This is a genomic window from Paraburkholderia sejongensis (assembly GCF_020880815.1).
GTDB classification, from domain to species: Bacteria; Pseudomonadota; Gammaproteobacteria; order Burkholderiales; family Burkholderiaceae; genus Paraburkholderia; species Paraburkholderia sejongensis.
On the sequence record NZ_JAJITD010000007.1, the window covers coordinates 160,398 to 185,901 of the forward strand.

The following is a 25,504-nucleotide window of genomic DNA, read 5'->3' on the forward strand; positions in this document are numbered from 1 at the left end:
TGGCTGGCCGGCCCGCGGAGCGGGCCGGTGATAAGGACTCCTCCAACGCAAAAAGCCGGTTCACGAGAACCGGCTTTTTGCTATCTGCCCGCGCCTACTCGCGCCGCGAGCACACAACGGAGCAGTGCGATTTACGACTGCAGGTCGCCGAACTCGCCGCGCACGCCCGCATCGACGAGCGCCGGCAATTCGTCCATGTGTTTCATGATCCGCGTGATCCCCATCGCCCGCAGCGCATCCGCGTAGCCGTCCGGAATATGGCTCGCGCCGACGAACGCGATCGTCTTCATGCCGGCCGCGCGCGCCGCGTTCAGCCCCGACACGCTGTCTTCGACGACGAGGCAGCGCGCCGGCTCGACGCCGAGCGATTGCGCGGCGAACAGATAGACATCCGGGAATGGCTTGGGCCGCGCGACCTGTTCGGCGCTGAACACGCGCTCGCCGAAAATCTGCTGCAGGCCCGCGCGGCGCACCGACGCGCTCACCCGCGTCATGCGGCTGTTCGATACGACCGCGACCGGCAGCGTCAGACGTTGCAGCGCATCGCGCACGCCGTTGATCGGGCTCAGCGACGACGCCAGCGCGACCTCGACGTTGTGCTCGATCGTGTCGAGAAAGTCGGCGGGCAGCGTGACGCCGAACTGCTTTTCGATGCCGGCGAGAAAGCGCGAGGTCTGCTGACCGAATGCGGTTTTGACGACGGGCGCGAAGTCGATGCCGGGGAGGGTGGCCGTCAGCGTATCGAACATCACGCGATCGGCGATGACTTCACTGTCGACGAGCACGCCGTCGCAGTCACAGATGAGATGGTCGATCATGCTTGCAAGTGCGGTGAAAGGCGCCATGATACGTGCTTTCGGCACGGCCACGGCCCGTCACCGCCGCCGCGCCGTCAACCCATATCCGCCCAGGCCTTCGCCGCGCGAATCGCGCGCTGCCATCCTTCGAGACACGACTTGACCTCCGCATGCGGCAGCGCCGGCGTGAAGCGCTGCTCGAGCTTCCAGTGACTCTTCAGCTCATCGATATCCTTCCAGTACCCGACCGCGAGCCCGGCCAGATAAGCGGCGCCGAGCGCGGTCGTCTCCGACACCCTGGGCCGCACCGCGTCGACGCCGAGAATATCGGCCTGGAACTGCATCAGCAGATTATTCGCGCAGGCGCCGCCGTCCACCCGCAATTCGCCGATCCGGATGCCCGAGTCCGCTTCCATTGCCTTCAACACGTCGAGTGACTGATACGCGATCGAGTCGAGCGCCGCGCGCGCGATGTGCGCGGACGTGGTGCCGCGCGTCACGCCGAACAGCGTGCCGCGCGCATGCGCGTTCCAGTGCGGCGCGCCGAGGCCGGCGAACGCGGGCACCAGATACACGCCGTCGCAATGCGAGACGCCGCGCGCGAGCGTCTCGATCTCGCTCGCCTTCCTGATGATGCCGAGGCCGTCGCGCAACCACTGCACGACCGCGCCGCCAATGAATATGCTGCCTTCGAGCGCGTAATCGATCCGCTCGCCGATCTGCCAGGCGATCGTCGTGACCAGGTTGTTGCGCGATTCGATCGGCTGCGCGCCGGTGTTCATCACGAGGAAGCAGCCGGTGCCGTAGGTGTTCTTCACCATGCCCGACTCGGTGCACATCTGCCCGAACAGCGCAGCGTGCTGATCGCCGGCGATGCCCGCGAGCGGAATCTTCGATGCGAACACCGTGGTCACGGTCGGCCCGTACACCTCGGCCGACGAGCGTACCTCCGGCAGCATGCTGCGTGGAATATCGAGCGCGGCGAGCAGTTCGTCGTCCCACTTCAGCGTGTGGATGTTGAACAGCATCGTGCGCGACGCGTTGGTCACGTCGGTGATGTGCAGCGCGCCCTTGGTGAAATTCCACACCAGCCAGCTGTCGACGGTGCCGAACGCAAGCCGGCCCTGGCGCGCTTTTTCGCGCGCGCCAGCGACGTTGTCGAGAATCCAGCGGATCTTGGTCGCCGAGAAGTACGAATCGATCGGCAGACCGGTCTTTGCGCGCACGCTCGCTTCGAGCCCTTGCGCTTTCAGCTCGTCGCAGAAGTCGGCGGTGCGGTGGTCCTGCCAGACGATCGCGTTGTAGACCGGTTGACCGGTCTCGCGATCCCACACGATCGTGGTCTCGCGCTGGTTGGTGATGCCGATCGCGGCGATCGACGTGCCGTTCATGCCGGCGCGCGTGACCGCTTCGGCGGCGACGCCGGCCTGGGTCGACCAGATTTCCTGCGGGTCGTGCTCGACCCAGCCGGGGTGCGGATAGATCTGCTGGAACTCCTTCTGCGCGGTCGACACGATGTTGCCGCGCCTGTCGAACAGCATCGCGCGCGAGCTGGTGGTGCCCTGGTCAAGCGCCAGGATGTACTGATCCTGCATTGTCTCTTCTCCATGCATGTTATGGATCGCCGGGCTGCGGCCGGCGATGGCGCGGCGGCTTGTCGTGTCGGCGGGCCGCGCTAGTGTGATGGCCCGTGCGGCTTGCGTCCAGCGCGGCGGGCGCGGTGGTGCTGCGGCGGGCGCGGCCCGGCGCGCTCGTCTTACGCGCTCGCGCGCGCCGGTTCGCGCGCGAACCAGCCATCGATATCGTTCGTGACCTGCGCGAGCGTGCCCGGCTCGACGTGCAGCCCGAGCTTCGAGCGCCGCCACAGCACGTCCTGCGCGCTGCGCGCCCATTCGGTGTCGCGCAGATAAACCAGTTCGGCTTCGTAAAGCCCTGGCGCGAATTGCCGGCCGAGCTCGGCGCGCGAGCGCGCGTCGCCGATCACGCGCCGCGCGCGGGTGCCGTATGCGCGCGCCAGCCGATGCGCGAGCGCCGGCGGCAGCCACGCGTGTTCGCGTTCGAATTCGCCGAGAAAGCGCGCGAAGTTCGCGTCCGCGATATCGCCGCCCGGCAGCGGCGCGCCGACGGTCCAGGCGGACGCGTCGCGCCGCAGCGCGTGGGTGAGCGTATCGACCGCCTGCTCGGCGAGCTTGCGAAACGTCGTGATCTTGCCGCCGAACACCGACAGCAGCGGCGCTTCGCCAGCGGGCGCGTCGAGTTCGAGCGAGTAGTCGCGCGTGACCGCCGACGGGTTATCGGCGTTCTCGTCTTCGAGCAGCGGCCGCACGCCCGAATAGGTCCAGCGGACGTCGGCCGGCGAGATCTTCTGCTTGAAGTAGCGGTTGATCGAATCGCACAGGTACTGGGTTTCGTTCGCGTCGATCGCGACCTGGGCCGGATCGCCGCGGTATTCGAGGTCGGTCGTGCCGATCAGCGTGTAGTCGCGCTCGTACGGGATCGCGAAGATGATCCGCTTGTCCGGGTTCTGGAAGATGTACGCGTGGTCGTGCTCGAACAGCCGCCGCGTGACGATGTGGCTGCCCTTGACGAGCCGCACGCTGTGCGTCGCCGGCCGCCCCAGTGCGCCCTTCAGCAGTTCGCCGACCCACGGGCCCGCCGCGTTGGCGAGCGCGGCGGCGCGCACGTCGAGCGTCGAGCCGTCCGCGCGGCGCAGTTGCGCGTGCCATTCGCCGTACGCCCGGCTTGCGCCGGTCAGCTTCGTGCGGGTCAGGATCGTCGCGCCGCGCTCGTGCGCGTCGAGCGCGTTCAGCACCACGAGGCGCGCGTCGTTGACCCAGCCGTCCGAATAGACGAAGCCGCGTTTGATCGAATCGACCAGCGGCGCGCCCGCCGGATGCGTCGCCATCGTGATGCCGCGCGAGCCGGGCAGCAGTTCGCGCCTCGCCAGGTGATCGTAAAGAAACAGACCCGCGCGGATCAGCCACGCCGGCCGCAGGTCGGGCATATGCGGCATCACGAAACGCAGCGGCCACATGATGTGCGGCGCCGCGCGCAGCAGCGTCTCGCGCTCCTGCAACGCTTTGCGCACCAGCCCGAACTCGCGGTATTCGAGGTAGCGCAGCCCGCCGTGGATCAGCTTGGTGCTCGCCGACGACGTATGCGCGGCAAGGTCGTCCTGCTCGCACAGCAGCACCGACAGGCCGCGGCCGGCCGCGTCGCGGGCGATGCCCGCGCCGTTGATCCCGCCGCCGACGACGAGCAAATCGTATTTCGAGCCTTGCGTCACCTGCTGGGTCCTCTGGATCGAATCTGGAAGTTGGAAAACGAATCGAACGGGTCATGTTCGTTTTCGAACTTTAATGAACATATTCGAAAAAGTAAAGTTAGCGTGCCGGTGGCGAGACCGATGCAAAGCGGGTCGGGAGTGGCGCAACCCGCGGCCGCGGACGATACTCACGGCAGCAGCCATTTCGAGGTGATGAATGCGTGGACTTTTGATGATCGGCGCGGCGGCGCTGCTGGCGGGATGCGTGAGCACGCCGAGTCTGGAAGGAACGAGAGGGGCGACATCGTTCGAGTCGTTGCAGCAGATGTGCTCGCCGCAGACGGTCGATTACGGCCCCGACGCGCAGGCCGTCTACACGGCGTTCTTCGACGCGTACGTCGCGAACCGGCGCGGCAGGTTGTCGAAGGAGGATTTCTGCGCGTTCCAGGCGGGCATCGCGCAGCGCCACGCGAGCGAAGCGATGAGCAGCGATCCGAAGCTGCGCAATCAGTGGGTCGAGTTCTTCAACCAGCAGCGCGCGAAGGCGATCGGCTGGCGCGCGGCGGCCGATCCGACATTGCGCGCCGGTTGAACTGGCGCGCCGCGACAGTCGTTCGAAATGCGCGCGCATCAGACGCCACGTGCGGGCGCGGCGCGGTCAGCGCCCGCCAGCCAGTGGCGACGCAGGTGAGCGAACAGGAAGAGGTGTTACGAGAACCGTTTTATGGCCCGCAGCGCATCGTCGCCGCTTTCCGTCACGCTCCACTGTTCATTGCCCGATGCGAGGCGTTCGAGTTGCACCAGTTGGCGTTCGAGCAACGCATCGAGTTCTTCGCGGTCCATGTCGACCTGATTGGGGGCGTCCTTGACGAGCAACAACGTGGCGAATTCATGCGGACTCAGCATCGTTCTCTCCATGTCAGGCAATCGCGGACAACCTTGCAAGCGCCGGTCGGGGCCGGGCGGGGTCCGCTAGAGGATCAGGGCGGGAGGTACGGCTTACACGACAGATTCACACAACAGGCGCGGCGGGCGATACGCACGCAACGCCGGGGAACTGGAGTGTAGGCGAGCCCCGATCAAACGCCAACCCAGCCCTCGTAAATATTCCGTTTGACAATTGGTCGCCCAAGCGGCGGTCTGGCGCGGCGCCCAGATCCTTGATTTCACTCGAAGTTTTGCGTGCGCCGCAGCATGGCGGCGAATGCCTGGGCGCGGCCGTAAGCCGTCTGATCAACGGTGGACTTAACATTGATGAACGGCCGGCGAGCCTCCGAAAACCTCCGGCGAACCCCCGGCGAACGCCTGCCCAAGCCGCCCGATTAGTCGGCGACGTAGACCTGGCAGTTGACCGCGCCGAGCATCTCGGCCATGTCCGCAGGCGGCGCGGCGTCGGTGAACAGCGCGTCGATCTGTTCGAGATGGCCCTGGCGAACCAGCGCCGGACGGCCGAACTTCGAGTGGTCGGCGGCGAGGAACACGGTGCGCGCGTGCTCGATGATCGCCTCGGCGACCCGCACCTCGCGGGTGTCGAAATCGCGCAACGTGCCGTCGGTTTCGATGCTCGACGTGCCGATGATCGCGAAGTCGACCTTGAACTGGCGGATGAAGTCGATCGCCAGTTCGCCGACGATTCCCTTGTCCCACGGCCGCACGATCCCGCCGGTGACCAGCACCTCGCAATCGGGATAGCCGCTCATCATGCTCGCGACGTTCAGGTTGTTAGTGATCACGCGCAGCCCGCGATGCCGGTTCAGTGCGCGCGCGACTTCCTCGGTGGTGGTGCCGAGATTGATGAACAGCGACGCCTGATCGGGAATATGCGTGGCCACCAGCGCCGCGATGCGCCGCTTCTCGTCATGGAACATCCGCTGACGCGCGGTGTAGGAGACGTTCTCGGAACTGGTCGGCAGGCTCGCGCCGCCGTGATAGCGGCGCAGCAGGTTCATGTCGGCGAGCCAGTTGACGTCGCGGCGGATCGTCTGCGGCGTCACGTCGAAGTGGCTGGCGAGGTCGTCCACGGTCACGAAGCCGTCGCGTTGCACCCACTCCAGCAGTTCCTGTTGCCGGGCGTTGAGAGTCAGGCGGGGGTCTCGTGTCATGGGTCTCGTTCGTGGTTGGAGGGCGGGGCGGCCTGCCGGCTGCGCTTTGCCGGTCCGCAATGGGAACCGGGGCGCCCGAGTTGCGGCTATTGTAAGACCATCGGCGCCGCGCTCCGCACAACTCATGCGGTCTGCATCGAAGAGGCGCCGCGGCCGTGACGCTTAATTCAGGCGCGTTACGCATTTATTCATTTGATAAATGAATTTGTTTTTTGCGCCGGTTCGCGCTGCAATCGCGGGTTCCGCTTTGTAGTTGCTTTACAACCTTTCCCTTGATGTCCGGCGACTCTTTCATGCCGGACAGCGCTTTCGAGAGTGTTCGACATGACTGGCTTCAACTGGCAAAACCCCTATTCGACACAACGTCTGCCCGTATTCGCGCGCAACATCGTTTCGACCTCCCATCCGCTCGCCGCGCAGGCCGGTCTGCGCATGCTGTGGAAGGGCGGCAACGCGGTCGACGCGGCGATCGCGGCGGCCGCCGCGATCACGGTGGTCGAGCCGGTGTCGTGCGGCCTGGGCGGCGATGCGTTCGCGCTGGTGTGGGACGGCAAGAAGCTGCATGGGCTGAACGCGTCGGGCGTGTCGCCGGCCGCATGGAACGTCGATTACTTCAAGCGCAAGTACGGCGAGGAAAACGGTCTCGCGAAGCAGCCCAAGCGCGGCTGGGACGCGGTCACGGTGCCGGGCGTGATCGCCGGTTGGGAAGCGCTGCATCAGAAGTTCGGCAAGCTGCCGTTCGCCGACCTGATGGAGCCGGCGATCGAGATCGCCGAGCGCGGTCACGCGGTCGCGAGCATCGTCGCGTACAAGTGGGCGGCCGCGGTGCCCGAACTGAAGGATCAGCCGGGCTTCGCGCAGACCTTCATGCCGCGGGGCCGTGCGCCGCAAGTCAGCGAACTGGTGCGCTTCCCCGGTCACGCGAAGACGCTGCGCCAGCTCGCCGAGCAGGGCCCGCGCGCGTATTACGAGGGCGAGATCGCCGAGCGCATCGCCGCGTTCGCGCGTGAAGGCGGCGCCGCGCTGACCGCCGACGATCTGCGCAATTACCGCGCCGACTGGGTCGAGCCGATCGGCAAGGACTATCGCGGCTACACCGTGCACGAGATTCCGCCGAACGGCCAGGGGATCGCCGCGCTGATCGCGCTCGGCATTCTCGAGAAGTTCGACGTGAAGTCGCTGAAGGTCGACAGCGTCGAGTCGCAGCATCTGCAGATCGAAGCGATGAAGCTCGCGTTCGCCGACGTATATCGCTACGTCGCCGACCCGCGTTCGATGGAAGTGACGCCGGAGCAGATGCTCGACGACGCGTACCTGAGCGCGCGCGCGAAGCTGATCGACCCGAAGCGCGCGACGCAATTCGACTTCGGGATGCCGAAGGCGGGCGGCACCATCTACCTGTCGGCGGCCGACGAGAACGGCATGATGGTCAGTTTCATCCAGTCGAACTACATGGGCTTCGGCTCGGGCATCGTGGTGCCGGACAGCGGCATCTCGCTGCAGAACCGCGGCTGCGGTTTCTCGATGGATCCGAGCTCGCCGAACGTGGTGGAAGGCGGCAAGCGGCCGTTCCACACGATCATCCCGGCGTTCCTCACGCAGCAGGTCGATGGCCGCCAGGAAGCGGTGATGAGCTTCGGCGTGATGGGCGGCGACATGCAGCCGCAAGGCCATCTGCAAACGGTGGTGCGGATGCTCGACTACGGCCAGCAGCCGCAGGCTGCATGCGATGCGCCGCGCTGGAAGGTCAACCGCGACTTCACGATCGACATCGAATCGACGCTCGATCCGCAGACCGCCGATGCGCTGCAAAAGCTCGGCCACACGATCAAGTCGGTCGACGATCCGTACATGGACTTCGGCTCCGGCCAGTTCATCTGGAAGCTCGATCGCAACGAGCCGGAGCGCGGCTATGTGGCGGCGAGCGACAGCCGCCGCGACGGGCTTGCGGCCGGTTTCTAGGTCCTGAGCGGGCGCCACATCACGAATCACGTATCACGCGTCAGACAGGCAGGAGACCCCCCATGACCGTTTCCGCATCGAGTTCCTCGAGCGCATCCCCTCATCGCCCGTTCGTACCGCTTTCCAAAGCGAAGATACGGCGGATCGTTTTTTCGTCGTCGGTCGGCAACGCGCTCGAATGGTTCGACTTCCTCGTCTACGGCTTCTTCGCGACGATCATCGCGAAGCAGTTCTTCCCGATGCAGGACGAATGGCTATCGACGCTGCTCGCGATCGCGACCTTCGGCATCTCGTTCCTGATGCGCCCGCTCGGCGCGGTCGTGCTCGGCGTCTACGGCGATCGCAAGGGCCGCAAAGCCGCGCTCACGCTCGCGATCGCGCTGATGATGATCGGCACTTTCACGATGGCGGTGATGCCGCCGTTTTCGTCGATCGGCGTGGCCGCGCCGGTGCTGGTGCTGCTCGCGCGGCTCGTGCAGGGCTTCGCGGTGGGCGGCGAGTTCGGCAGCGCGACCGCGTTCATGGTCGAGCATAGCCCGTCGCAACGCGGCTATTACGCGAGCTGGCAGTTCGCGAGCCAGGGCCTCGCGGCGATCACCGCGGCGGCCTTCGGTTCGCTGCTGACCGGCTGGCTGCCGGCCGAACATCTGAACAGCTGGGGCTGGCGCGTGCCGTTCGTGTTCGGTCTGCTGATCGGCCCGGTCGGCTACTACATCCGCTCGCATCTGGACGAGACGCCCGAATTCGTCGCGATGCGTGAGCAGCGCGAAGCGGCCGGCGCGCACAAGGCGGCGGACGAAACGAAGGATGCGTCGTTCGCGAGTCAGTGGGTCAATCTGCTGCTGGCGATCGGCATCGTCGCGCAGTCCACCGTCGGCGTGTACGTGTTGCAGCTTTATATGCCGCTGTACGCGGTCAAGCAGCTGCATATGGCGGCGGCCGCGTCGTTCGGCGTGGTGGTGCTCAACGGCGGCATGCAGTTCATCTTTTCGCCGCTCATGGGCGCGCTGTCGGACCGCATCGGCCGCATTCGCATCATGCTGACTACGTCGGTGCTGATGGGCGTGCTGATCTATCCGATGTTCGCATGGCTGCAATCGCATCCGACGATCGGCTGGCTGCTGGCGTTGCAAGGCGTCGCCGGTATCTTCAAGGCTGCTTACTCGGGGCCGATGCCCGCGCTGATGTCGGAGATCTTCCCGACCCAGGTGCGCTCGACCGGTCTGTCGATTGCGTACAGCCTCGGCGTGACGCTGTTCGGCGGTTTTGCGCCGACGATCGTCGAAACCTTCATTCACTTGACCGGCGACAAACTTGCACCGAGTTATTACGTGCTGCTTGCGGCGGTGCTGTCCGGCGTGTCGCTCGCCATCGTCGCGGTGCGGATGCGGCGGGGGCGGCTCGCGCAAGCGCGCGTGCAGCCCGCGTAGCCGTCATCAGGGGCGCCGGGCCTTTGTCCGATCGTCCCACGTGGGGATCCAAAGCCAGCTCGTCGAGCTGGCTTTTTTTTGGCCATCGGCACGCCGTTTTAATACGGTGGAAGATATCGACTATCTTGGAATTGGAACTGCGCGAGAGCGGCACGGTCTGTGCTCAATGATCTGCATGGTCGGATAACTGCTGTTAACCTGCAGAGTACGAGAGCCCAACTCTAATCACGGCGTTGTATCCGGCACGGAGAAACATCACGGCGAGCGCGGGGGCGGTAGCGAGCAGCGCCACGGGTCGGTACAGCATTGGAGCAAGACACGATGCACACAGAGCTGAACCATGTGATGCCCTGGCGGATCGAGGACATCGACCTCTCACGGATCGACCGGCGCAAGGCCGCCGCGAACGAAGACCTGCTGCTGTTGCTGTGCGCGTCCTCGTTCATCGAGAGCGGCACCGATCTGTACACCAGCAATCTGAGTACATTTTTCAACGGCGATCCCGAGGTCTCGGCGTGGCTCAACAACGAGTGGGAGCCCGAGGAAATGCAGCATGGCCGCGCGCTGAAGGCCTATATCGCGCACGTGTGGCCCGAGTTCGACTGGGATACCGCGTTTGCCAACTTCATGGCCGAGTACTCGCTGACCTGCTCGGTCGAGGATTTCGAAAAGACCCGCGCGCTCGAAATGGTCGCGCGCTGCGTGGTCGAGACCGGTACCGCGACGTTGTACCGAGCGATCGGCGAATGCTCGGACGAACCGGTGCTCAAGCAGGTCACCGACAACATCCGCACCGACGAAGTCCGTCACTACAAGCACTTTTTCAGGTACTTCAAGAAGTACAACAAGATCGAAGGCAACGGCCGGCTGGCGGTGCTCGGCGCGCTGCTGCGCCGCGTGATGGAGATCAAGAACGAGGACTCGGAGATCGCGCTGCGGCACGTGTTCGCGGTTCGCTATCCGGAGCGCGTGAACGATGCCGGCTATAACGGCGAGCGCGCGGCGCGCATCAACAAGCTGGTGCGACGCAATCTGTCCGCCGAGATGTGCGTGAAGATGCTGCTCAAGCCGCTCGATCTGCCGGCGCGCATCCAGCCCGGCGTGCATTACCCGCTCGCGAAGATCGCCCAGCACGTGTTCTTCCGTTGAGGCGCCGCGCGAATCCCTCGATGCGCGCGCGATCATCCTCGACCCTACGCTCGAGCCTGCGCCCGCCGCCGCGGGCTGCGGGTTTTTTCGAGGCATGATTGAGCTTTGCCGACCCGAACCGGATTCATCGTATGAGCGACTCTTCAGCTTCATCATCAAGCGCCGCGCGCGCGCTCGACCAGAACGTGTTCGACGAGTGGCCGGCCAACGTGCGAGCGTGGTTCGACGGCGCGTCGCTCGCGGACAAGACGGGCTTTACGGCGTCGTTGCTCAGTGTCGATGCGAACGGCCACGTGCGCACGTCGCTGCTCAGCGTCGGCGAGCTGTATGCGCCCGATTCGCGCACGCTCGGCATCGCGCTATGGCCGCAGGCGCGCGCGACGCGGGCGATCACGCAAAGCGGTCGGGCCGCGTTGAGCTTCGTGTGCGACGCCGCGTTCTATCAGGTTCAGTTGCGCGTCACGCCGCTGCCGTGCGCGGCCGGCGACGCTAGCGGCCTCGTCTATCTGCTTGCATCGATCGACACCGGCGAAGCGCAGAGCGTGCGTTATGCGCGCCTGACGGGCGGCATCACGTTCGAACTGGAGGGCGAGGGCAGTGCGGTGCTCGCGCGCTGGGAACGGCAACTGGAGCAGTTGAAGCGGGCCGTTGCGGCGAGCCGCCGTTAGTTTTTCGTGGGACGACTCGCGAACGGCTCGCGGTTTTGCTCGCGCTGTAGTTCGCGACATTGTTCGCGGCATTGTTCGCGATAGAAGGCGGCGAACTCGAAGCGATACCGCGGGCCGCGAGGCGGCAGACAGCAATGCCCAGATAGCAAAAGGCCCGCGATCAGCGGGCCTTTGAATTAGCAGTTCAGCGCAGAAACTTAGCGGCTGCGTTCGCCGTTACGCGACGGCTGCGCGCCACGCGGCGCATCGTTGCGCGGCTTCACGCCGCCGCCGAGCAGCGCGCCCGGATTGCCGTTGTGCGAGCGGTTGCCCTGCGGCTTGCGTGGCGCGTGATTCGCGGCGCCGCCGTCATGCGCGGCACGCGGGCGGTCGTCGTGACGCTGCGCGTCGCGGCGCGGCTGGCCGTTGTTGCTAGCGGCCGGCTTTGCGCCTTGTGCGCGCGGCGCATTCTGACCGTTCGACGGACGCTGCCCCGAGCGTTGAGCAGCAGCTTGACCCGCACCCTGCGGCGCGCGTTGTCCGCCGCCTTGCGCCGGCTTCGCAGCGGCGCCCGCGCCATCGCGGCGGCCACCGCCCTGGCCCTGACGCGGCGCGCGACCGCCGCCACCGCCGCCCTGGCCGCGTCGTTGAATCGGCTCCGGCTTCGCGGTCGGATCCGGCTCGAAACCGGCGATCACTTCCTGCGGAACGGGCCGCTTGATCAGCTTCTCGATGTCCTTGAGCAACTGCAGTTCGTCGACGCACACCAGCGACACCGCTTCGCCCGTCGCCCCCGCGCGGCCGGTGCGGCCAATGCGGTGCACATAGTCTTCCGGCACGTTCGGCAGGTCGAAGTTGACCACGTGCGGCAACTGATCGATATCGATGCCGCGCGCGGCGATATCGGTCGCGACCAGCACCTGCAACGTGTTGTCCTTGAACTCGGCGAGCGCGCGCGTGCGCGCGGACTGGCTCTTGTTGCCGTGAATCGCGAGCGCGCTGATGCCGTCCTTGGTCAGCTGTTCGGCCAGACGGTTCGCGCCGTGCTTGGTGCGGGTGAACACCAGCACCTGGAACCAGTTGTGCTGACGGATCAGGTGCGTGAGCAGCTCGCGCTTGCGGTCGCGGTCGACCGGGTGAATCTTCTGCGCGACCGTTTCGGCCGTCGTGTTGCGGCGCGCGACTTCGATCAGCGCCGGCGAGTCGAGCAGGTTGTCGGCGAGCGCCTTGATTTCATCGGAGAAGGTCGCCGAGAACAGCAGGTTCTGACGCTTCGGCGGCAGCTTCGCGAGCACGCGCTTGATGTCGTGGATGAAGCCCATGTCGAGCATGCGGTCCGCTTCGTCGAGCACGAGGATTTCGAGTTGCGACAGGTCGATGGTCTTCTGCTGCATGTGGTCGAGCAGACGGCCCGGCGTCGCGACGACGATATCGACGCCGCTTCTGAGCGCGCCGATCTGTGGATTGATGCCGACGCCGCCGAACATCACAGTCGACTTCAGCTTCAGATACTTGCCGTACTGGCGCACGCTTTCCTCGACCTGGGCGGCGAGTTCGCGGGTCGGCGTGAGGATCAGCGCGCGCACCACGCGCTTGCCGCCGGCGGCCGGCGCCATCGAATCGAGACGTTGCAGGATCGGCAGCGTGAAGCCGGCGGTCTTGCCGGTGCCGGTTTGCGCGCCGGCGAGCAGGTCGCCGCCGTTGAGCACGGCGGGGATCGCCTGAGTCTGGATCGGGGTCGGGCTGGTGTAGCCCAGTTCGTTGACAGCGCGGACCAGCGGTTCGGACAAGCCGAGGGAATCAAAAGACATAAAAGCTCTTTGCAATGCAATGCAGTTTCGCGAACGTCACCGGCGGGACCCAGCGGACCCCAACGCGGCAACAGCAGCGCGGCATCGACATGCGCGTTCGCGCATGAGCGAGGCCGAAGCCCGGTTCCGTTCACGGAGAAATCGGCGGCACGCTCCAGGAGGTGCCGAATGTTTCAACGCGCTATGCAGACACGTCGACTGGCCTTAAGTTGCAATCCGCCGCCGTGGCGTGTCATGCGACGTAGCGCGCGACACTGACGAATTGGCACAGACTGCCCGCCAGTACGAACAGGTGCCAGATACCATGTCCGTGGCGGATGCGCTCGTCGTTGATGAAGAAATAGATGCCGGCGCTATAAATGACGCCGCCGGCTACCAGCCACGCGGTACCCGCCGCCGGTAACGCATGCAGCAGCGGGCGGACGGCTACGAGCGCGAGCCATCCCATCAGCACATACAGCACCATCGAAACGCTGCGGGTGCGGCGCCCGAGCGTCAGTTCCTGCACGATGCCAAGGACCGCAAGCCCCCAGCTTACGCCAAACAGCGACCAGCCCCACGGTCCACGCAAGGTGACCAGCGTGAACGGCGTATAGCTGCCGGCGATCAGCAGGTAGATCGCCGAATGGTCGCATTTCTGCAAAATCGCCTTCAGACGCGGATGGCTCACGCTGTGATAGAGCGTCGAGATCGCGTACAGCGCGAACAGCATCGCTCCGTACACGCTGAAGCTGACCACCTTGTACGCGTCGCCGGCGAGGGCTCCCATCGTTACGAGCGTCGCCAGCCCCACCACCGACAGCACGGCGCCGACCAGATGGGTAATGCTGTTGAAACGCTCGCCGACGGGCACGGCTCTATCCTCCTGCGCGGTCCCACGAGGGCGACCATTCAAACCAATGGGCCCACATGATACCGGTCCTGAAAAAACGAAGGGCGCGGCCGCGAAATTCGCTGGCCGCGCCCGGGGTGCCTCAGACGCTGCTTAGTCGAGCGGCGCCGAACGCAGGTTGGCCACTTGCTGCGGCGACACGGCGGTGCCGTGGTTGCCCCAGGACATCCGGATGTACGTGACGACCGCCGCGACTTCCTGATTCGACAGCGACTGCGCGAACGGCGGCATGCCGTACGGATGCGGGTTGGCTTCCGTGCTCGGCGGATAACCGCCGTTCAGCACCATGCGGATCGGGTTGACCGCCGACGGCATCTGGATCGACTGGTTGTTGGCCAGCGGCGGGAAGGCCGGCGGCATGCCCAGACCGTTGTCCGCGTGGCACTTCGCGCAGTTGTCAGCGTAGATCTTCTGGCCCTGCTTCAACAGTTCGCCGCCGAACTGTTCCGAGGTTTCCAGCTGCAACGGCTCCGGTGCTTCGCTCTTCTGCGGGATCGTCTTCAGGTACGTGGCCATCGCCTTGATGTCCTCGTCCGACAGATACTGCAGGCTGTTATGCACGACTTCGGCCATCGGGCCGAACACGGCGCCGCGGTTCGACACGCCGGTCTTCAGCAGATCGGCGATGTCCTGCAGTTCCCAGTCGCCCAGACCCGCTTCGCGGTTCGACGTCAGCGACGGCGCATACCAGTTCTGCAGCGGGATCAGGCCGCCGGCGAAGGCCGCCGAGTTGACCGGGCCGCCCATCGCGTTGATCGATGTGTGGCACATCCCGCAGTGGCCGAGACCTTCGACCAGATACGCGCCGCGGTTCCATTCGACCGACTTGGTCGGATCCGGCTTGAACTCGCCTTCACGGAAGAACAGCGTGCGCCAGCCGATCAGCATGTTGCGCTGGTTGAACGGGAATTTCAGTTCGTGCGGACGGCTCGGCACATTGACCGGCGCGACCGAGCGCAGGTACGCGTAGATCGCGTCCGAATCGGCGCGCGTGACCTTCGTGTAGCTCGTGAACGGAAAGCCCGGATACAGCAGGCTGCCGTCCTTCGAGCGGCCGGTGTGCATCGCGCGATAGAAGTCGTCCTGGGTCCACTTGCCGATGCCGTACTGGTCGTCCGGCGTGATGTTCGGCGTGAACATCGTGCCGAACGGCGTGGCCATCGGCAGGCCGCCGGCGAACGGCTTGCCGCCGCGCACCGTGTGGCACGCGATACAGTCGCCGGCGCGGGCGAGATACTCGCCCTTCTTGATCAGTTCGGCATGGTCGGCGGGCGCGGCCGCCACGGCCATGCCGCTGCTGTGCAGATTGCCGCCGCCCGACCACAGGACGGGAACGAGGGCGGCAGCCGCGGCTACGACGACTGCCGAAAGGGCGAACAGGGACTTGCGTTTCATTTGAATGTCTCTCCCGGCGCCTTATTGCGGTTCGCTGCCGCAGGCAAGCGGAGTCTTCAACGAGCGGGCCGGAGCCGGCACGGGGTTTTGCGGAGCCTGCTGGGTGGAAAGCCAGGCCGCGGCGGCGTTCACGTCTTCGTCGGTCAGACGCGTGGCGATCGTGTGCATGCAGTCCGGCGCGATCGCGTGACGCGTGCCCGAGCGCCATGCGCCCAGCTGCGCGCTGATGTAGTCCGCGTGCAGACCGACCAGACCCGGGATGGCCGGTTCCATACCGGTCAGCGCCTTGCCGTGGCAGGCCACGCATGCCGGCACCTGCTTGCTCGCGTCGCCGTGCAGCACGATCTGCTCACCGCGCGCGAGCGTGGCGGCCGACACCGTCGGCTTGGCCGGCGGCGGATACGGGGGACGCTGCTGCGAGAAGAAGGTGGCGATCTTGTGGAGGTAGTCGTCCGAGAGATACGTGACGAGGTAGTTCATCGGCGGGTACTTGCGACGGCCTTCACGAAAGTTCTGCAACTGGTTGTACAGATAGTCCGCCGGCTTGCCCGCGAGGCGCGGGAAGTAATCGTTGTCGGTACCTTGCCCATGCGAGCCGTGGCACGCCGTGCAGCCTTGCACGCGCGCTTCCATTGTGTCGGGGGCCTTCGGTTGAGTCTGCGCTTTCGCAGCGCTGTAGACACCCGCGGAGCCGATCAGCAGAAGGGCAAGCAACGGGCGGAAGAGGCGTCTTGAAGACACGCGTAACTCCATCAGAATCGGGGACCTGACCGAACTTCGAGCGGCTCGGTGTGAAGGACTGCCGTCGCTGCGGCGACGCAGCATTCTATCATCGAAGGGTAATGGTGACTATTTGCCGCATTAGAGACCGTTCCCGCTGTGACCGCCATGCGACAGTATGCCGCGTCGAGTGCGGGCCGGGTTGTGTTGGTCAATCTGTTGCGCGCTTTGCTTGCTTTATCTCGAATTTGATGGCAGGGGCGGGTCGTTGCTCGCGCAACGGCCGGGCGCTTTGTTACCGATTCGTTCGAGCCCGGTTGAACCGATCCCCGCGCGCGCCATCGAAGCGTACACTTCCGGGCTCGCCGGCCGCCGCGCGGCCCGGTTCCGGTAGTCCCTCCGTTCGTTCTCATCCGCTATCAGCCTTACATGAAGCTATTCGACTTTTCCTCTTCGGCGCTGCGTGCGTTGATGTCCGGCGCGCTGCCGCTGGTGCTGTCCTCGAGCGCGTTCGCGCATGCGCATCTGGTCGCGAGCGAGCCGGCCGCGAACGCCGAGGCCGTCGCTCCGACCGAACTGACGATCCATTTCACCGAGCCGCTCGAACCCGCGTTCAGCAAGATCGTGCTCACCGATGCGAGCGGTAAGCCGGCGACCACGAGCGCGTCGACGGTGGACGGCCGCGATCCGAAGACGATGCGGCTCGCGCTGCCGCAGTTGAGCAGCGGCCGCTATGCGGTGCACTGGATCGCGGTGGCCACCGACGGCCATCGAACCCAGGGCGACTTTGCGTTCAACGTCAAATGAGCATCGACGGACTGTGGATCGGGCAGGTCGCGATGGCCGCGCTCATGAATGTCGCATTCGGTTTCGCCGTCGGTTCGGCGCTACTCGGCGCATGGCTCGCGCCGGACGCGCGGCAAAGCGTGTCGCCGGCGCGGCCCGGCTGGATCCGCGCGCATCGCTCGATGCTCGCGGCCGCGATCGTGCTGGTGCTCGCCGACTTCGGCTGGCTGCTGTACCAGAGCGCGTCGATGAGCGGCGTCGCGCTGCCGGCCGCGTTCAGCGTGATCCCGACCGTGCTCACGCAGACGCATGTCGGCTTCGGCTGGAGCGTCGCGTTCGGCGGCGCGCTGGTGCTGCTCGGCACCGCGCTGTCGAACGGCACCGGCATGCTGCGCAATGCGCTGCTGTGGCTCGCGGTGCTCGCGATCGCGGGCGGCAAGGCGTCGCTCGGTCATGCGGCCGATGCCGGAGTGGCGTCGGCCGCGCTCGGCATGCAGACGCTGCACGTGCTCGCGACCAGCGTGTGGGGCGGTCTCGCGGTGGCCGCCGGCCTCGCGGTGCTGCCGGCGCTCGGCGCATCGACCGCGCGCGGGATGCTGATTCGCACCGCGACCCAGCTGTCGAACGTGTCGCTCGTCGCGGTCGCGCTAGTGCTGCTCTCGGGTGTGTTCAACGCGGTGCGCGGCTCGGGCGGCTCGCTCGAAGCGATTCAGGCGAGCACGTGGGGGCATGTGCTGACGCTCAAGTTCGTGCTGGTCGCGCTCGCGCTGGTGCTCGGCGGGCTGAACCGGTTCTCGGCGCTGCCGCGCCTGCGCCGCACCGCGTCGACGATGGATGCGCATACCTTCGTCAACGTGCTGTATCTGGAAGCGCTCGTGATGATCGGGGTATTCGTCGTCGCGGCGGCGCTGTCGCATAGCGTGCCGGCGTTTGCGGCATAAAAAAGCGCCGCACTGCGAAGCACGTGCGGCGCAATACACACGGTCGCCTGGCGGTGGCCAGCGCATCCGTTACTGCTCGGTTCAGGCGGCGAGCGCGGCGAGCGCGGCGTCGGGCGCCGGGATCAGGGTCTCTTCGGGAAACATCTCCTGCTGCAGTTCGCCGGCATCGTTAAACCATTGACAGATCAGCCAGTTGCCCGGCGCGAACAGCACCGGGCCGCTCCATGTCGCGGTCATCGGGCGGCCGCCGGACTTCAGTCGCAGCACGTCGCCGGCGTGAAAGGCGGGTTTCGTGGAGCGGATCGACAGTCGCATCGCCCAGCGGGCCGGGTTATTCGAAGCCGAGCCGGTGGCCGAGGATCGGCGCGCAGAACAGCGCGATCGCGCAGCCCGCGGCCTTGCCTTCGAGTTCGGCGCCGGCCGCGCGCGAGCCGACGATATGCGTGAGCAGGTCGAACACCTGCGGCAGGCAGTACAGCACCGCAGCCGCGATAAAGCACTTGCTGACTACCGCGATGCTCCAGCCGCGCTCGTACGCGAGCATCGCGCCGATGATGCGCAGCACGCCGAACGCGACCAGCGCGCCGACCGCCGCCTGTTCGCGGATCAGATAGTCAGGAAGGAATTCGCCCATGATGCGCCCCGTTGCATGTGTGTTTTGCATGCATTTGAGCAAGGAGCGGGCCATGCGTATGTCCGATACCGAACAAACGACGCACAAGCCGCGCTGGGCAAGGCTTGGCGGGAAATGACGCGGGTCGCGCGGGAGTGCCGGAACGGCTGTTCGAGGCGCCGCGGTCGGCGATGTTACGTTACTGAGACGCCCCGCGCGTCACGTAGCCGTAACGCGCGGGCGGGGTTGCTTCAGACGCCGGCGATCACCACTCGGCGACGCTGCCGTCCGCGTGACGCCACACCGGATTGCGCCAGCGATGACCGACCTTCGCCATCTCGCGCACCTTCTCTTCGTTCACTTCGATGCCGAGGCCCGGGCCCTGCGGAATCGACACGAAGCCGTCTTCGTATTTGAAGACTTCGGGGTTCTTGATGTAGTCGAGCAGGTCGTTGCCCTGGTTGTAGTGAATCCCGAGGCTCTGCTCCTGGATGAACGCGTTGTAGCTGACCGCGTCGATCTGCAGGCAGGTCGCGAGCGCGATCGGGCCGAGCGGGCAGTGCAGCGCGAGCGCGACGTCGTAGGCTTCGGCCATCGAGGCGATCTTGCGACACTCGGTGATCCCGCCCGCGTGCGACGCGTCCGGCTGGATGATGTCGACGTACCCGCCCGACAGGATGTGCTTGAAGTCCCAGCGCGAGTACAGACGCTCGCCGAGCGCGATCGGTGTATTGGTCTGGTTGACGATGTCACGCAGCGCTTCCGCGTTCTCCGAGAGCACAGGCTCTTCGATGAACAGCAGCTTGTACGGGTCGAGCTCCTTCGCGAGCACCTTGGCCATCGGCTTGTGCACGCGGCCGTGGAAATCCACGCCGATGCCGATGTTCGGTCCGACCGCCTCGCGCACCGCGGCGACGTTGTTGATCACGCCCTGGACCTTGTCGAAGGTGTCGATGATCTGCAGCTCTTCCGAGCCGTTCATCTTGACCGCCTTGAAGCCGCGTTCGACCACCGCGCGCGCGTTGTTGGCGACGTCGCTCGGGCGGTCGCCGCCGATCCACGAGTACACCTTGATCTTGTCGCGCACTTGGCCGCCCAGCAGCGCGTGCACCGGCACGCCATGATGCTTGCCTTTGATATCCCACAACGCCTGGTCGACGCCGGCGATCGCGCTCATCGTGATCGGACCGCCGCGATAGAAGCCCGCGCGATACATCACCTGCCAGTGGTCCTCGATCAGCAGCGGATCCTTGCCGATCAGATAGTCGGCCAGCTCTTCGACCGCCGCGGCGACCGTGTGCGCGCGGCCTTCGACCACCGGCTCGCCCCAGCCGACGATCCCCTCGTCGGTCTCGATCTTCAGGAAACACCAGCGCGGCGGGACGATGAAAGTTTCGAGCCTGGTGATTTTCATGGTGTGCGTCTCCTCGGTGGGGCGAAACTGGCGCTGCGAAGGCCGCTCCGCTGTCCGTGTGAAGCAGGCCTGCGCGCCTGCGAAAAATTCGGGATTTATATGCTACAACAAAAGCGCTTTTTAATACTATTAATAGTATTATTTGCCACATAGTGACCAGGGCGCGGGCCGCTTGCGCCTTTGCGAAACGGCCAACGCCCACCGATAGCCATCCTTACCCGCCGGAGAGAATCATTCAGCACGATCTGCATGGGCGAGTCGCCCAACTGCTCGCGACCGCGATTCTGCGCGGCGATTACGCGCCGGAATCGATCCTGCCGCGCGAAGCCGAGTTGATGGACAGCTACGGCGTGAGCCGCACGGTGCTGCGTGAAGCGCTGCGCACGCTGACGTCGAAGGGTTTGATCGAATCGCGGCCGCGGGTCGGTACGCGGGTGCGGCGCAAGTGCGCGTGGAATCTGCTCGATGCCGATCTGCTCGACTGGTACTCGCGCGTCGCCGAGCCGGTGGGCTTCGCGCTGAAGCTGCAGGAAATGCGCGAGATGATCGAGCCGTATGCGGCCAGTCTCGCGGCCGATGCGTACACCGACGACACGCTGTGCGCGCTGACGGCCGCGCATGCGTCGATGGTGGCGGCGCGCAATGTCGATGAATGGGTGCGCGCCGATCTGCAGTTTCATCTGAGCGTGCTGAGCGCGTGCAGCAACGAGTTGCTGATTCCGCTCGGTGCGCTGATCGAGCGCACGCTGGAGGCGCAGTTGCGCCTGAACGCGAAGCGCGCGGATGTGTTCAATGCGTCGCTGGCCGAACATACCGCCGTGTTCGACGCGATTCGCGCGCGCGATGCCGACGCGGCGTATGCGGCGATGGCGTCGTTGCTCGGGGCGACGCGCGGGAGGATCGAAGGGTAGCCTGTGCGGCGGCCAGGCGAGGCGCGCGGGATCGCGCGCCCGTCCGCTCAATCCATCGCCGCGTGCGCGACCGACGAATCCGCCGACTTGCGCGACGGCCGGATCAGCAGCAGCAGCGGAATCACCAGCAGCGTCGCCAGAAACATCAGCTTGAAGTCGTTCAGATACGCGACCATCGCGGCCTGCTGGGTGATCGACGCGTTCAACGCCGCGAGGTCATAGTTCGAGCCGCTTGCGAGCATCGGCTGGATCGCCGGGTTGAACGCCGTCACGTTCGCCGCGAGGTCCGCGTGCGAGACCTGCGTGTTGCGCGTCATCAGCGTCTGCACGATCGAAATGCCGATACTGCTGCCGATGTTGCGCATCAGGCTGTACGTCGCGGTGCCGTCCGCGCGCAGTTCGGGCGCAAGCGTCGAGAAGGTCAGCGCGGACAGCGGCACGAACACGAGGCCGAGCCCGAAGCCCTGGATCACGCCGGGCCACACGATGTCCGCCGCCGATAGCACGATCGTGTAATGCATCATCTGCCACAGCGAGAACGCCGAAATCAGGAAGCCGGCCAGCAACAGCAGCCGCGCGTCGACGCGCTTTAACAGCCGCCCGGCGATCAGCATCGCGACCATCGTGCCGGCGCCGCTCGGCGCTGTGACGAGGCCGGTGGTCGCGACCGGATAGCCCATCAGGTTTTGCAGCATCGGCGGCAGCAGCGCGCGGGTCGCATACATGACCGCGCCGATCACGAAGATGAAGAAGGTGCCCGTTGCGAAGTTCGGGTCTTTCAGCAACTGGTATTTGAAGAACGAGTTCTTGCCGATCGTCGCGGTGTGCACGAGGAAGAACGCGAAGCTGATCGCCGCGACGAGCGCCTGAATCACGATCTCGTTCGATGAAAACCAGTCGAGCTGCTCGCCGCGATCGAGCATCGCCTGCAGCGCGCCGATCGCGAGACCGAGGGAGATGAAGCCGAACGCGTCGAACTTCACGTCGTGCTTGGGCTCGCGGGTCGGCAGGAAGGTCGCGACGCCGAACAGCGCGAATGCGCCGATCGGCACGTTGATGAAGAATACCCAGCGCCAGTTGTAGCTATCGGTGAGCCAGCCGCCCAGCGTCGGGCCGAGGATCGGGCCGACCATCACGCCCATTCCCCACACGGCCATCGCCTGGCCTTGTTTCTCGCGCGGATTGATGTCGAGCAGGATCGATTGCGACAGCGGCACCAGCGACGCGCCGAAGATCCCCTGCAACAGCCGCGACGCGACGATCTGCGTGAGCGTCTCCGACAGGCCGCACAACGCCGACGCGACCGTGAAGCCGCCGATCGCGATGATCAGCAGGCGCTTCACGCTGAGCCGGTCCGACAGCCAGCCGGTCAGTGGCGTGGCGATCGCGGCGGCGACGATGTAGGAGGTCAGCACCCAGGTGATTTCGTCCTGCGACGCGGACAGCGTGCCTTGCATGTGCGGCAGGGCGACGTTGGCGATCGTGCTGTCGAGCGTCTGGATCAGCGTCGCGAGCATGATCGAGATCGTGATCATCGGCCGGTTGAGCGGCGCGGCGGCGCTGGCCGGCGTGGAGGCGGAGGACATGAAGGGCGGGGGATCGTCGATATAGTAAGCATGCTTAGTATATCGACGATGCGGGTTTTCGCTATCGGGGGTTGTGCGGAGGTTCGAGCGGGGGCGCGCGGCGTTGGAGGCCGACGTGCTTTCGCGAAGTGCTTTCGCGAAGTGCTTCCGCGAAGTGCTTCCGCGAAGTGCTTCCGCGAAGTGCTTCCGTATAATCCGGCGCATGAAAACCCAATTCGAAGAGCGCTTCGGCTTCCTGATTTCCGACGTCGGCCGGCTGTCGGGCAAGCGTTTCGACGATCTCGCGAAGTCGTCGGTCGATCTGACGCGCGCGCAGTGCCGCGTGCTCGCCTACCTCAGCCATTACGGTGATATCAATCAGGCGCGGCTCGCGGATCTGCTCGAGGTCGCGCCGATCTCGGCTGGGCGGCTGCTCGACCGGATGGAAGAGGGCGGCTGGATCGAGCGGACCGCTAACCCGCAGGACCGGCGCGAGCGCCAGGTGCGGATGACGGAGAAGGCGGAGCGCACGCTAGGCAAGGCGCGCAAGGTCGGCGACGAGGTCGCGAGCGAGGCGCTGAGCGGGTTCAGCGACGAAGAGATCGCGCAGTTGATCGCGATGCTGCAGCGGGTGCGGGGGAATTTGAGCCGGTTGGTGGATCGCTGACGCGGCTCGTTACTTCGATTGTGGCCCGTTACTTCGATTCCGATGCCGGCGCGGCGCCGCTCGGCGGTACCAGTTCGTAACAGACTGGTGGCTTGGCTTTCGGATCGGGCTGCTGCGGGTCGATGCATTTGAACGCGCTCTGATCGCGCTGCACGAAGATCGTGTCGGCGGCAGCGGCGTTGCCATGGGGCGCGCCGTTCACCACGGCAACGATCTTATAGCCGTTCTGCAGTAGCGTCGCGAGGGTGGTCGAGGCGGTGCGCCACTGGCTGTCGGACGTGGTTGGGGATTGGGCCTGAGCGGTGAAGGCGGCAGTCGTGCCGGCTAGCGCGAGCGCAGCAGCGGTGATTGCGAGCGCGGCGGGGCGGAACGTCATCAGGAGAGCTCCTTGAAGTTGCGTTTCTGCGAGCCAAAACAAAAAAGCCGCTGTCCTTGTGAGACAGCGGCTTTTCCTTGAAGCTGGTGGCGAATCAGGGACTCGAACCCCGGACCTGCGGATTATGATTCCGTCGCTCTAACCGACTGAGCTAATTCGCCGAAAGAAGCGAGATTATGCTGGTGAAGACGGGGGCTGTCAACCCCCGTCGCACATCTTTTTTAAGACACCCGGTCAGCCCGCGTTTCAGTCCTGCGCGTAGATGTCCGAGTCCTTGGTCTCCCGCACGAACAGCATGCCGATCACGAAGGTCACCAGCGCGATCACGATCGGATACCACAGCCCCGAGTAGATGTTGCCCTTCGCCGCGACGATCGCGAACGCGGTTGCCGGCAGGAAGCCGCCGAACCAGCCGTTGCCGATGTGATACGGCAGCGACATCGACGTATAGCGGATCCGCGTCGGGAACATCTCGACCAGCATCGCCGCGATCGGACCGTACACCATCGTCACGTAGATCACGAGGATCGTCAGGACCACGATCGTCATCGGCCAGTTGATCTGCGCCGGATCGGCCTTCGGCGGGTAGCCGGCGGCCTTCAGCGTCGCGGCCAGCGTCGCCTCGAACTTCTTGCCTTGCTCCTTCGCATCGGCGGCGCGGCCGTCGAACGTGTTGACCACCGTGTCGCCGACGCGGATCTGCGCCATCGTGCCGGCCGGTGCCGCGACGTTGTCATAGTTCAGGCCGGCCCGCGACAGCGCGCCCTTCGCGATATCGCACGAGCTCGTGAACCTCGCGGTGCCTACCGGGTTGAACTGGAACGAGCACTCTGCCGGATCGGCGATCACGACGATCGGCGACTTGGCGGTCGCCGCTTCGAGCGCCGGGTTCGTGTAGTGCGTGAGCGCCTTGAACAGCGGGAAGTAGGTCAGCGCGGCGATCAGCAGCCCGGCCATGATGATTGGCTTGCGGCCGATCCGGTCCGACAGCGAGCCGAAGAACACGAAGAACGGCGTGCCGATCAGGAGCGCGACCGCGATCATGATGTTGGAGCTCGCGCCGTCGACCTTCAGCGTCTGCGTCAGGAAGAACAGCGTGTAAAACTGGCCCGTGTACCAGACCACGGCCTGGCCGGCAGTCACGCCGATCAGCGCGAGAATCACGACCTTCAGGTTCTTCCACTGGCCGAACGCTTCCGACAGCGGCGCCTTCGAGGTCTTGCCCTCGGCCTTGATGCGCTCGAACACCGGCGATTCATGCAGTTGCAGACGGATCCACACCGACACCGCGAGCAGCAGGATCGACACGATGAACGGAATGCGCCAGCCCCATGCGCCGAACGCGTCTTCGCCCATCACCGTGCGCACGCCGAGAATCACGAGCAGCGACAGGAACAGGCCCAGCGTCGCGGTGGTCTGGATCCACGCGGTGTAGAAGCCGCGGCGTCCCGCCGGCGCGTGTTCGGCCACGTAGGTCGCGGCGCCGCCGTACTCGCCGCCGAGCGCGAGGCCCTGCAGCAGCCGCATCGCGATGAAGATCACCGGCGCGGCGATGCCGATCGTCGCGTAGCCGGGCAGGAAGCCGACGAGGAACGTCGACAGACCCATGATGACGATCGTGATCAGGAACGTGTACTTGCGCCCGACCATGTCGCCGAGCCGGCCGAACACGATCGCGCCGAACGGCCGGACCGCGAAGCCCGCCGCGAAGCTGAGCAGCGTGAAGATGAAGGCCGCGGTGGGATTGACCCCTGAGAAGAAGCTTTTGCTGATGAAGGCCGCGAGCGAGCCGGCCAGATAAAAGTCGTACCACTCGAAAACCGTGCCCAGCGACGATGCGAAGATCACCCGCTTCTCATCGCGCGTCATCGGCACGTGCGAGATTTGCCCGCCAACGGTAGCCATATGTCGTCTCCAATATTGATATGCCCACGGACGCCGGTCCAGGCGTTCCCGTGCAACCGATTATTGGAGCGGAAACTTACGGCGTTCTGACGCGGCCGCGCGACTTGGGGTAGTTCGCTATGCCGGCGAACCTGTCGACAATTTCTCGAAATTCGC

The 25,504-nt window shown here is 65.5% G+C and carries 24 protein-coding genes and 1 tRNA gene; 9 read left to right on the top strand and 16 right to left on the bottom strand.

Annotation, left to right across the window (positions count from 1 at the left end; all coding sequences use genetic code 11):
• Positions 1–131 precede the first annotated feature (131 nt).
• The 3 genes from LJ656_RS15680 to glpD all read right to left on the bottom strand — a co-directional run bounded on the left by LJ656_RS15680 (position 132) and on the right by glpD (position 4,083).
• Entirely contained in the window at positions 132–818 is a 687-nt protein-coding gene (locus LJ656_RS15680) for an HAD family hydrolase (protein ID WP_230510326.1), read from the bottom strand.
• A gap of 74 nt (positions 819–892) precedes the next feature.
• A complete protein-coding gene (gene glpK, locus LJ656_RS15685; protein WP_230510327.1) occupies positions 893–2,392 on the bottom strand; it encodes a glycerol kinase GlpK in 1,500 nt (499 codons plus the stop codon).
• 161 nt (positions 2,393–2,553) lie between these two features.
• Positions 2,554–4,083 carry a glycerol-3-phosphate dehydrogenase gene (glpD, locus tag LJ656_RS15690; RefSeq protein ID WP_230510328.1) on the bottom strand — a complete coding sequence of 510 codons (1,530 nt, stop codon included), beginning with the start codon at positions 4,081–4,083 and terminating at the stop codon, positions 2,554–2,556.
• 196 nt (positions 4,084–4,279) lie between these two features.
• Between glpD and LJ656_RS15695 the strand changes: the two genes are divergently transcribed.
• Entirely contained in the window at positions 4,280–4,654 is a 375-nt protein-coding gene (locus LJ656_RS15695; protein ID WP_230510329.1) for a hypothetical protein, read from the top strand.
• 116 nt (positions 4,655–4,770) lie between these two features.
• Here the strand turns inward: LJ656_RS15695 and LJ656_RS15700 are convergent, their stop codons facing one another.
• Positions 4,771–4,968: a hypothetical protein gene (locus LJ656_RS15700; RefSeq protein WP_075302730.1), complete on the bottom strand. Its 198-nt coding sequence runs from the start codon at positions 4,966–4,968 to the stop codon at positions 4,771–4,773.
• Positions 4,969–5,384: 416 nt separating this feature from the next.
• Entirely contained in the window at positions 5,385–6,164 is a 780-nt protein-coding gene (locus LJ656_RS15705) for a DeoR/GlpR family DNA-binding transcription regulator (RefSeq protein WP_230510330.1), read from the bottom strand.
• Between the two features lie 324 nt (positions 6,165–6,488).
• On the opposite strand from LJ656_RS15705, the gene ggt reads away from it, so the two are divergent.
• The 4 genes from ggt (at position 6,489) to LJ656_RS15725 (ending at position 11,373) form a co-directional block, all read left to right on the top strand.
• Entirely contained in the window at positions 6,489–8,126 is a 1,638-nt protein-coding gene (gene ggt, locus LJ656_RS15710; RefSeq protein WP_230510331.1) for a gamma-glutamyltransferase, read from the top strand.
• Positions 8,127–8,188: 62 nt separating this feature from the next.
• Positions 8,189–9,556, top strand: a complete 1,368-nt coding sequence (locus LJ656_RS15715) for an MFS transporter (protein WP_230510332.1) — start codon at positions 8,189–8,191, stop codon at positions 9,554–9,556.
• Between the two features lie 321 nt (positions 9,557–9,877).
• Complete coding sequence (locus LJ656_RS15720; RefSeq protein WP_230510333.1) at positions 9,878–10,705, top strand: ferritin-like domain-containing protein; 828 nt, start codon at positions 9,878–9,880, stop codon at positions 10,703–10,705.
• A 131-nt stretch (positions 10,706–10,836) separates the two neighbouring features.
• Complete coding sequence (locus tag LJ656_RS15725; protein ID WP_230510334.1) at positions 10,837–11,373, top strand: hypothetical protein; 537 nt, start codon at positions 10,837–10,839, stop codon at positions 11,371–11,373.
• A 197-nt stretch (positions 11,374–11,570) separates the two neighbouring features.
• On the opposite strand, the gene LJ656_RS15730 is transcribed toward LJ656_RS15725, so the two are convergent.
• From LJ656_RS15730 to LJ656_RS15745, 4 genes are all read right to left on the bottom strand, one after another.
• Positions 11,571–13,163 (bottom strand): DEAD/DEAH box helicase, encoded by a 1,593-nt coding sequence (locus LJ656_RS15730; RefSeq protein WP_230510335.1) that lies wholly within the window; start codon positions 13,161–13,163, stop codon positions 11,571–11,573.
• A gap of 232 nt (positions 13,164–13,395) precedes the next feature.
• The gene (gene trhA / locus LJ656_RS15735; RefSeq protein WP_230510336.1) at positions 13,396–14,016 is read right to left on the bottom strand and encodes a PAQR family membrane homeostasis protein TrhA; all 621 of its coding nucleotides are present in this window, start codon (positions 14,014–14,016) and stop codon (positions 13,396–13,398) included.
• A gap of 132 nt (positions 14,017–14,148) precedes the next feature.
• A complete protein-coding gene (locus LJ656_RS15740; protein WP_230510337.1) occupies positions 14,149–15,450 on the bottom strand; it encodes a c-type cytochrome in 1,302 nt (433 codons plus the stop codon).
• A gap of 21 nt (positions 15,451–15,471) precedes the next feature.
• Entirely contained in the window at positions 15,472–16,203 is a 732-nt protein-coding gene (locus tag LJ656_RS15745) for a c-type cytochrome (protein WP_075302714.1), read from the bottom strand.
• 396 nt (positions 16,204–16,599) lie between these two features.
• Here LJ656_RS15745 and copC point away from each other — a divergent pair, with 396 nt between their 5' ends.
• Positions 16,600–16,977, top strand: a complete 378-nt coding sequence (gene copC, locus LJ656_RS15750) for a copper homeostasis periplasmic binding protein CopC (protein WP_230510338.1) — start codon at positions 16,600–16,602, stop codon at positions 16,975–16,977.
• A complete protein-coding gene (locus LJ656_RS15755; RefSeq protein WP_230510339.1) occupies positions 16,974–17,897 on the top strand; it encodes a CopD family protein in 924 nt (307 codons plus the stop codon). The genes copC and LJ656_RS15755 overlap by 4 nt, the downstream gene beginning before the upstream one ends.
• Positions 17,898–17,978: 81 nt before the next feature.
• Here the strand turns inward: LJ656_RS15755 and LJ656_RS15760 are convergent, their stop codons facing one another.
• The 3 genes from LJ656_RS15760 to dgoD form a co-directional block, all read right to left on the bottom strand.
• Positions 17,979–18,212, bottom strand: a complete 234-nt coding sequence (locus LJ656_RS15760; protein ID WP_230510340.1) for a YodC family protein — start codon at positions 18,210–18,212, stop codon at positions 17,979–17,981.
• A 16-nt stretch (positions 18,213–18,228) separates the two neighbouring features.
• Positions 18,229–18,531, bottom strand: a complete 303-nt coding sequence (locus LJ656_RS15765; RefSeq protein ID WP_230510341.1) for a hypothetical protein — start codon at positions 18,529–18,531, stop codon at positions 18,229–18,231.
• Positions 18,532–18,775: 244 nt separating this feature from the next.
• A complete protein-coding gene (gene dgoD, locus LJ656_RS15770; protein WP_230510342.1) occupies positions 18,776–19,924 on the bottom strand; it encodes a galactonate dehydratase in 1,149 nt (382 codons plus the stop codon).
• Positions 19,925–20,154: 230 nt separating this feature from the next.
• Here dgoD and LJ656_RS15775 point away from each other — a divergent pair, with 230 nt between their 5' ends.
• A complete protein-coding gene (locus LJ656_RS15775) occupies positions 20,155–20,835 on the top strand; it encodes a FadR/GntR family transcriptional regulator (protein WP_230510517.1) in 681 nt (226 codons plus the stop codon).
• A gap of 47 nt (positions 20,836–20,882) precedes the next feature.
• On the opposite strand, the gene LJ656_RS15780 is transcribed toward LJ656_RS15775, so the two are convergent.
• Positions 20,883–22,421 carry a DHA2 family efflux MFS transporter permease subunit gene (locus LJ656_RS15780; protein WP_230510343.1) on the bottom strand — a complete coding sequence of 513 codons (1,539 nt, stop codon included), beginning with the start codon at positions 22,419–22,421 and terminating at the stop codon, positions 20,883–20,885.
• A 202-nt stretch (positions 22,422–22,623) separates the two neighbouring features.
• Between LJ656_RS15780 and LJ656_RS15785 the strand changes: the two genes are divergently transcribed.
• The gene (locus tag LJ656_RS15785; RefSeq protein ID WP_230510344.1) at positions 22,624–23,067 is read left to right on the top strand and encodes a MarR family winged helix-turn-helix transcriptional regulator; all 444 of its coding nucleotides are present in this window, start codon (positions 22,624–22,626) and stop codon (positions 23,065–23,067) included.
• Between the two features lie 28 nt (positions 23,068–23,095).
• Here LJ656_RS15785 and LJ656_RS15790 read toward each other — a convergent pair whose 3' ends face one another.
• The 3 genes from LJ656_RS15790 to LJ656_RS15800 all read right to left on the bottom strand — a co-directional run bounded on the left by LJ656_RS15790 (position 23,096) and on the right by LJ656_RS15800 (position 25,348).
• Positions 23,096–23,443 carry a hypothetical protein gene (locus LJ656_RS15790; protein ID WP_230510345.1) on the bottom strand — a complete coding sequence of 116 codons (348 nt, stop codon included), beginning with the start codon at positions 23,441–23,443 and terminating at the stop codon, positions 23,096–23,098.
• 84 nt (positions 23,444–23,527) lie between these two features.
• Positions 23,528–23,604: transfer RNA gene (locus LJ656_RS15795), tRNA-Met, on the bottom strand.
• A gap of 85 nt (positions 23,605–23,689) precedes the next feature.
• A complete protein-coding gene (locus LJ656_RS15800) occupies positions 23,690–25,348 on the bottom strand; it encodes an MFS transporter (protein WP_230510346.1) in 1,659 nt (552 codons plus the stop codon).
• Between the last annotated feature and the right edge of the window lie 156 nt (positions 25,349–25,504).

Bases quoted from the DNA above. Each gene is read 5' to 3' on its own strand.
- LJ656_RS15760 (WP_230510340.1), bottom strand. From the start codon at position 18,212: ATGCGACTGTCGATCCGCTCCACGAAACCCGCCTTTCACGCCGGCGAC.
- LJ656_RS15765 (WP_230510341.1), bottom strand. From the start codon at position 18,531: ATGGGCGAATTCCTTCCTGACTATCTGATCCGCGAACAGGCGGCGGTC.
- LJ656_RS15705 (WP_230510330.1), bottom strand. From the start codon at position 6,164: ATGACACGAGACCCCCGCCTGACTCTCAACGCCCGGCAACAGGAACTG.
- LJ656_RS15800 (WP_230510346.1), bottom strand. From the start codon at position 25,348: ATGGCTACCGTTGGCGGGCAAATCTCGCACGTGCCGATGACGCGCGAT.
- LJ656_RS15720 (WP_230510333.1), top strand. From the start codon at position 9,878: ATGCACACAGAGCTGAACCATGTGATGCCCTGGCGGATCGAGGACATC.
- LJ656_RS15755 (WP_230510339.1), top strand. From the start codon at position 16,974: ATGAGCATCGACGGACTGTGGATCGGGCAGGTCGCGATGGCCGCGCTC.
- LJ656_RS15780 (WP_230510343.1), bottom strand. From the start codon at position 22,421: ATGTCCTCCGCCTCCACGCCGGCCAGCGCCGCCGCGCCGCTCAACCGG.
- glpK (WP_230510327.1), bottom strand. From the start codon at position 2,392: ATGCAGGATCAGTACATCCTGGCGCTTGACCAGGGCACCACCAGCTCG.
- LJ656_RS15700 (WP_075302730.1), bottom strand. From the start codon at position 4,968: ATGCTGAGTCCGCATGAATTCGCCACGTTGTTGCTCGTCAAGGACGCC.
- LJ656_RS15785 (WP_230510344.1), top strand. From the start codon at position 22,624: ATGAAAACCCAATTCGAAGAGCGCTTCGGCTTCCTGATTTCCGACGTC.
- dgoD (WP_230510342.1), bottom strand. From the start codon at position 19,924: ATGAAAATCACCAGGCTCGAAACTTTCATCGTCCCGCCGCGCTGGTGT.
- LJ656_RS15730 (WP_230510335.1), bottom strand. From the start codon at position 13,163: ATGTCTTTTGATTCCCTCGGCTTGTCCGAACCGCTGGTCCGCGCTGTC.
- LJ656_RS15680 (WP_230510326.1), bottom strand. From the start codon at position 818: ATGATCGACCATCTCATCTGTGACTGCGACGGCGTGCTCGTCGACAGT.
- ggt (WP_230510331.1), top strand. From the start codon at position 6,489: ATGACTGGCTTCAACTGGCAAAACCCCTATTCGACACAACGTCTGCCC.
- copC (WP_230510338.1), top strand. From the start codon at position 16,600: ATGAAGCTATTCGACTTTTCCTCTTCGGCGCTGCGTGCGTTGATGTCC.
- LJ656_RS15695 (WP_230510329.1), top strand. From the start codon at position 4,280: ATGCGTGGACTTTTGATGATCGGCGCGGCGGCGCTGCTGGCGGGATGC.
- LJ656_RS15790 (WP_230510345.1), bottom strand. From the start codon at position 23,443: ATGACGTTCCGCCCCGCCGCGCTCGCAATCACCGCTGCTGCGCTCGCG.
- LJ656_RS15715 (WP_230510332.1), top strand. From the start codon at position 8,189: ATGACCGTTTCCGCATCGAGTTCCTCGAGCGCATCCCCTCATCGCCCG.
- LJ656_RS15745 (WP_075302714.1), bottom strand. From the start codon at position 16,203: ATGGAGTTACGCGTGTCTTCAAGACGCCTCTTCCGCCCGTTGCTTGCC.
- LJ656_RS15725 (WP_230510334.1), top strand. From the start codon at position 10,837: ATGAGCGACTCTTCAGCTTCATCATCAAGCGCCGCGCGCGCGCTCGAC.
- LJ656_RS15740 (WP_230510337.1), bottom strand. From the start codon at position 15,450: ATGAAACGCAAGTCCCTGTTCGCCCTTTCGGCAGTCGTCGTAGCCGCG.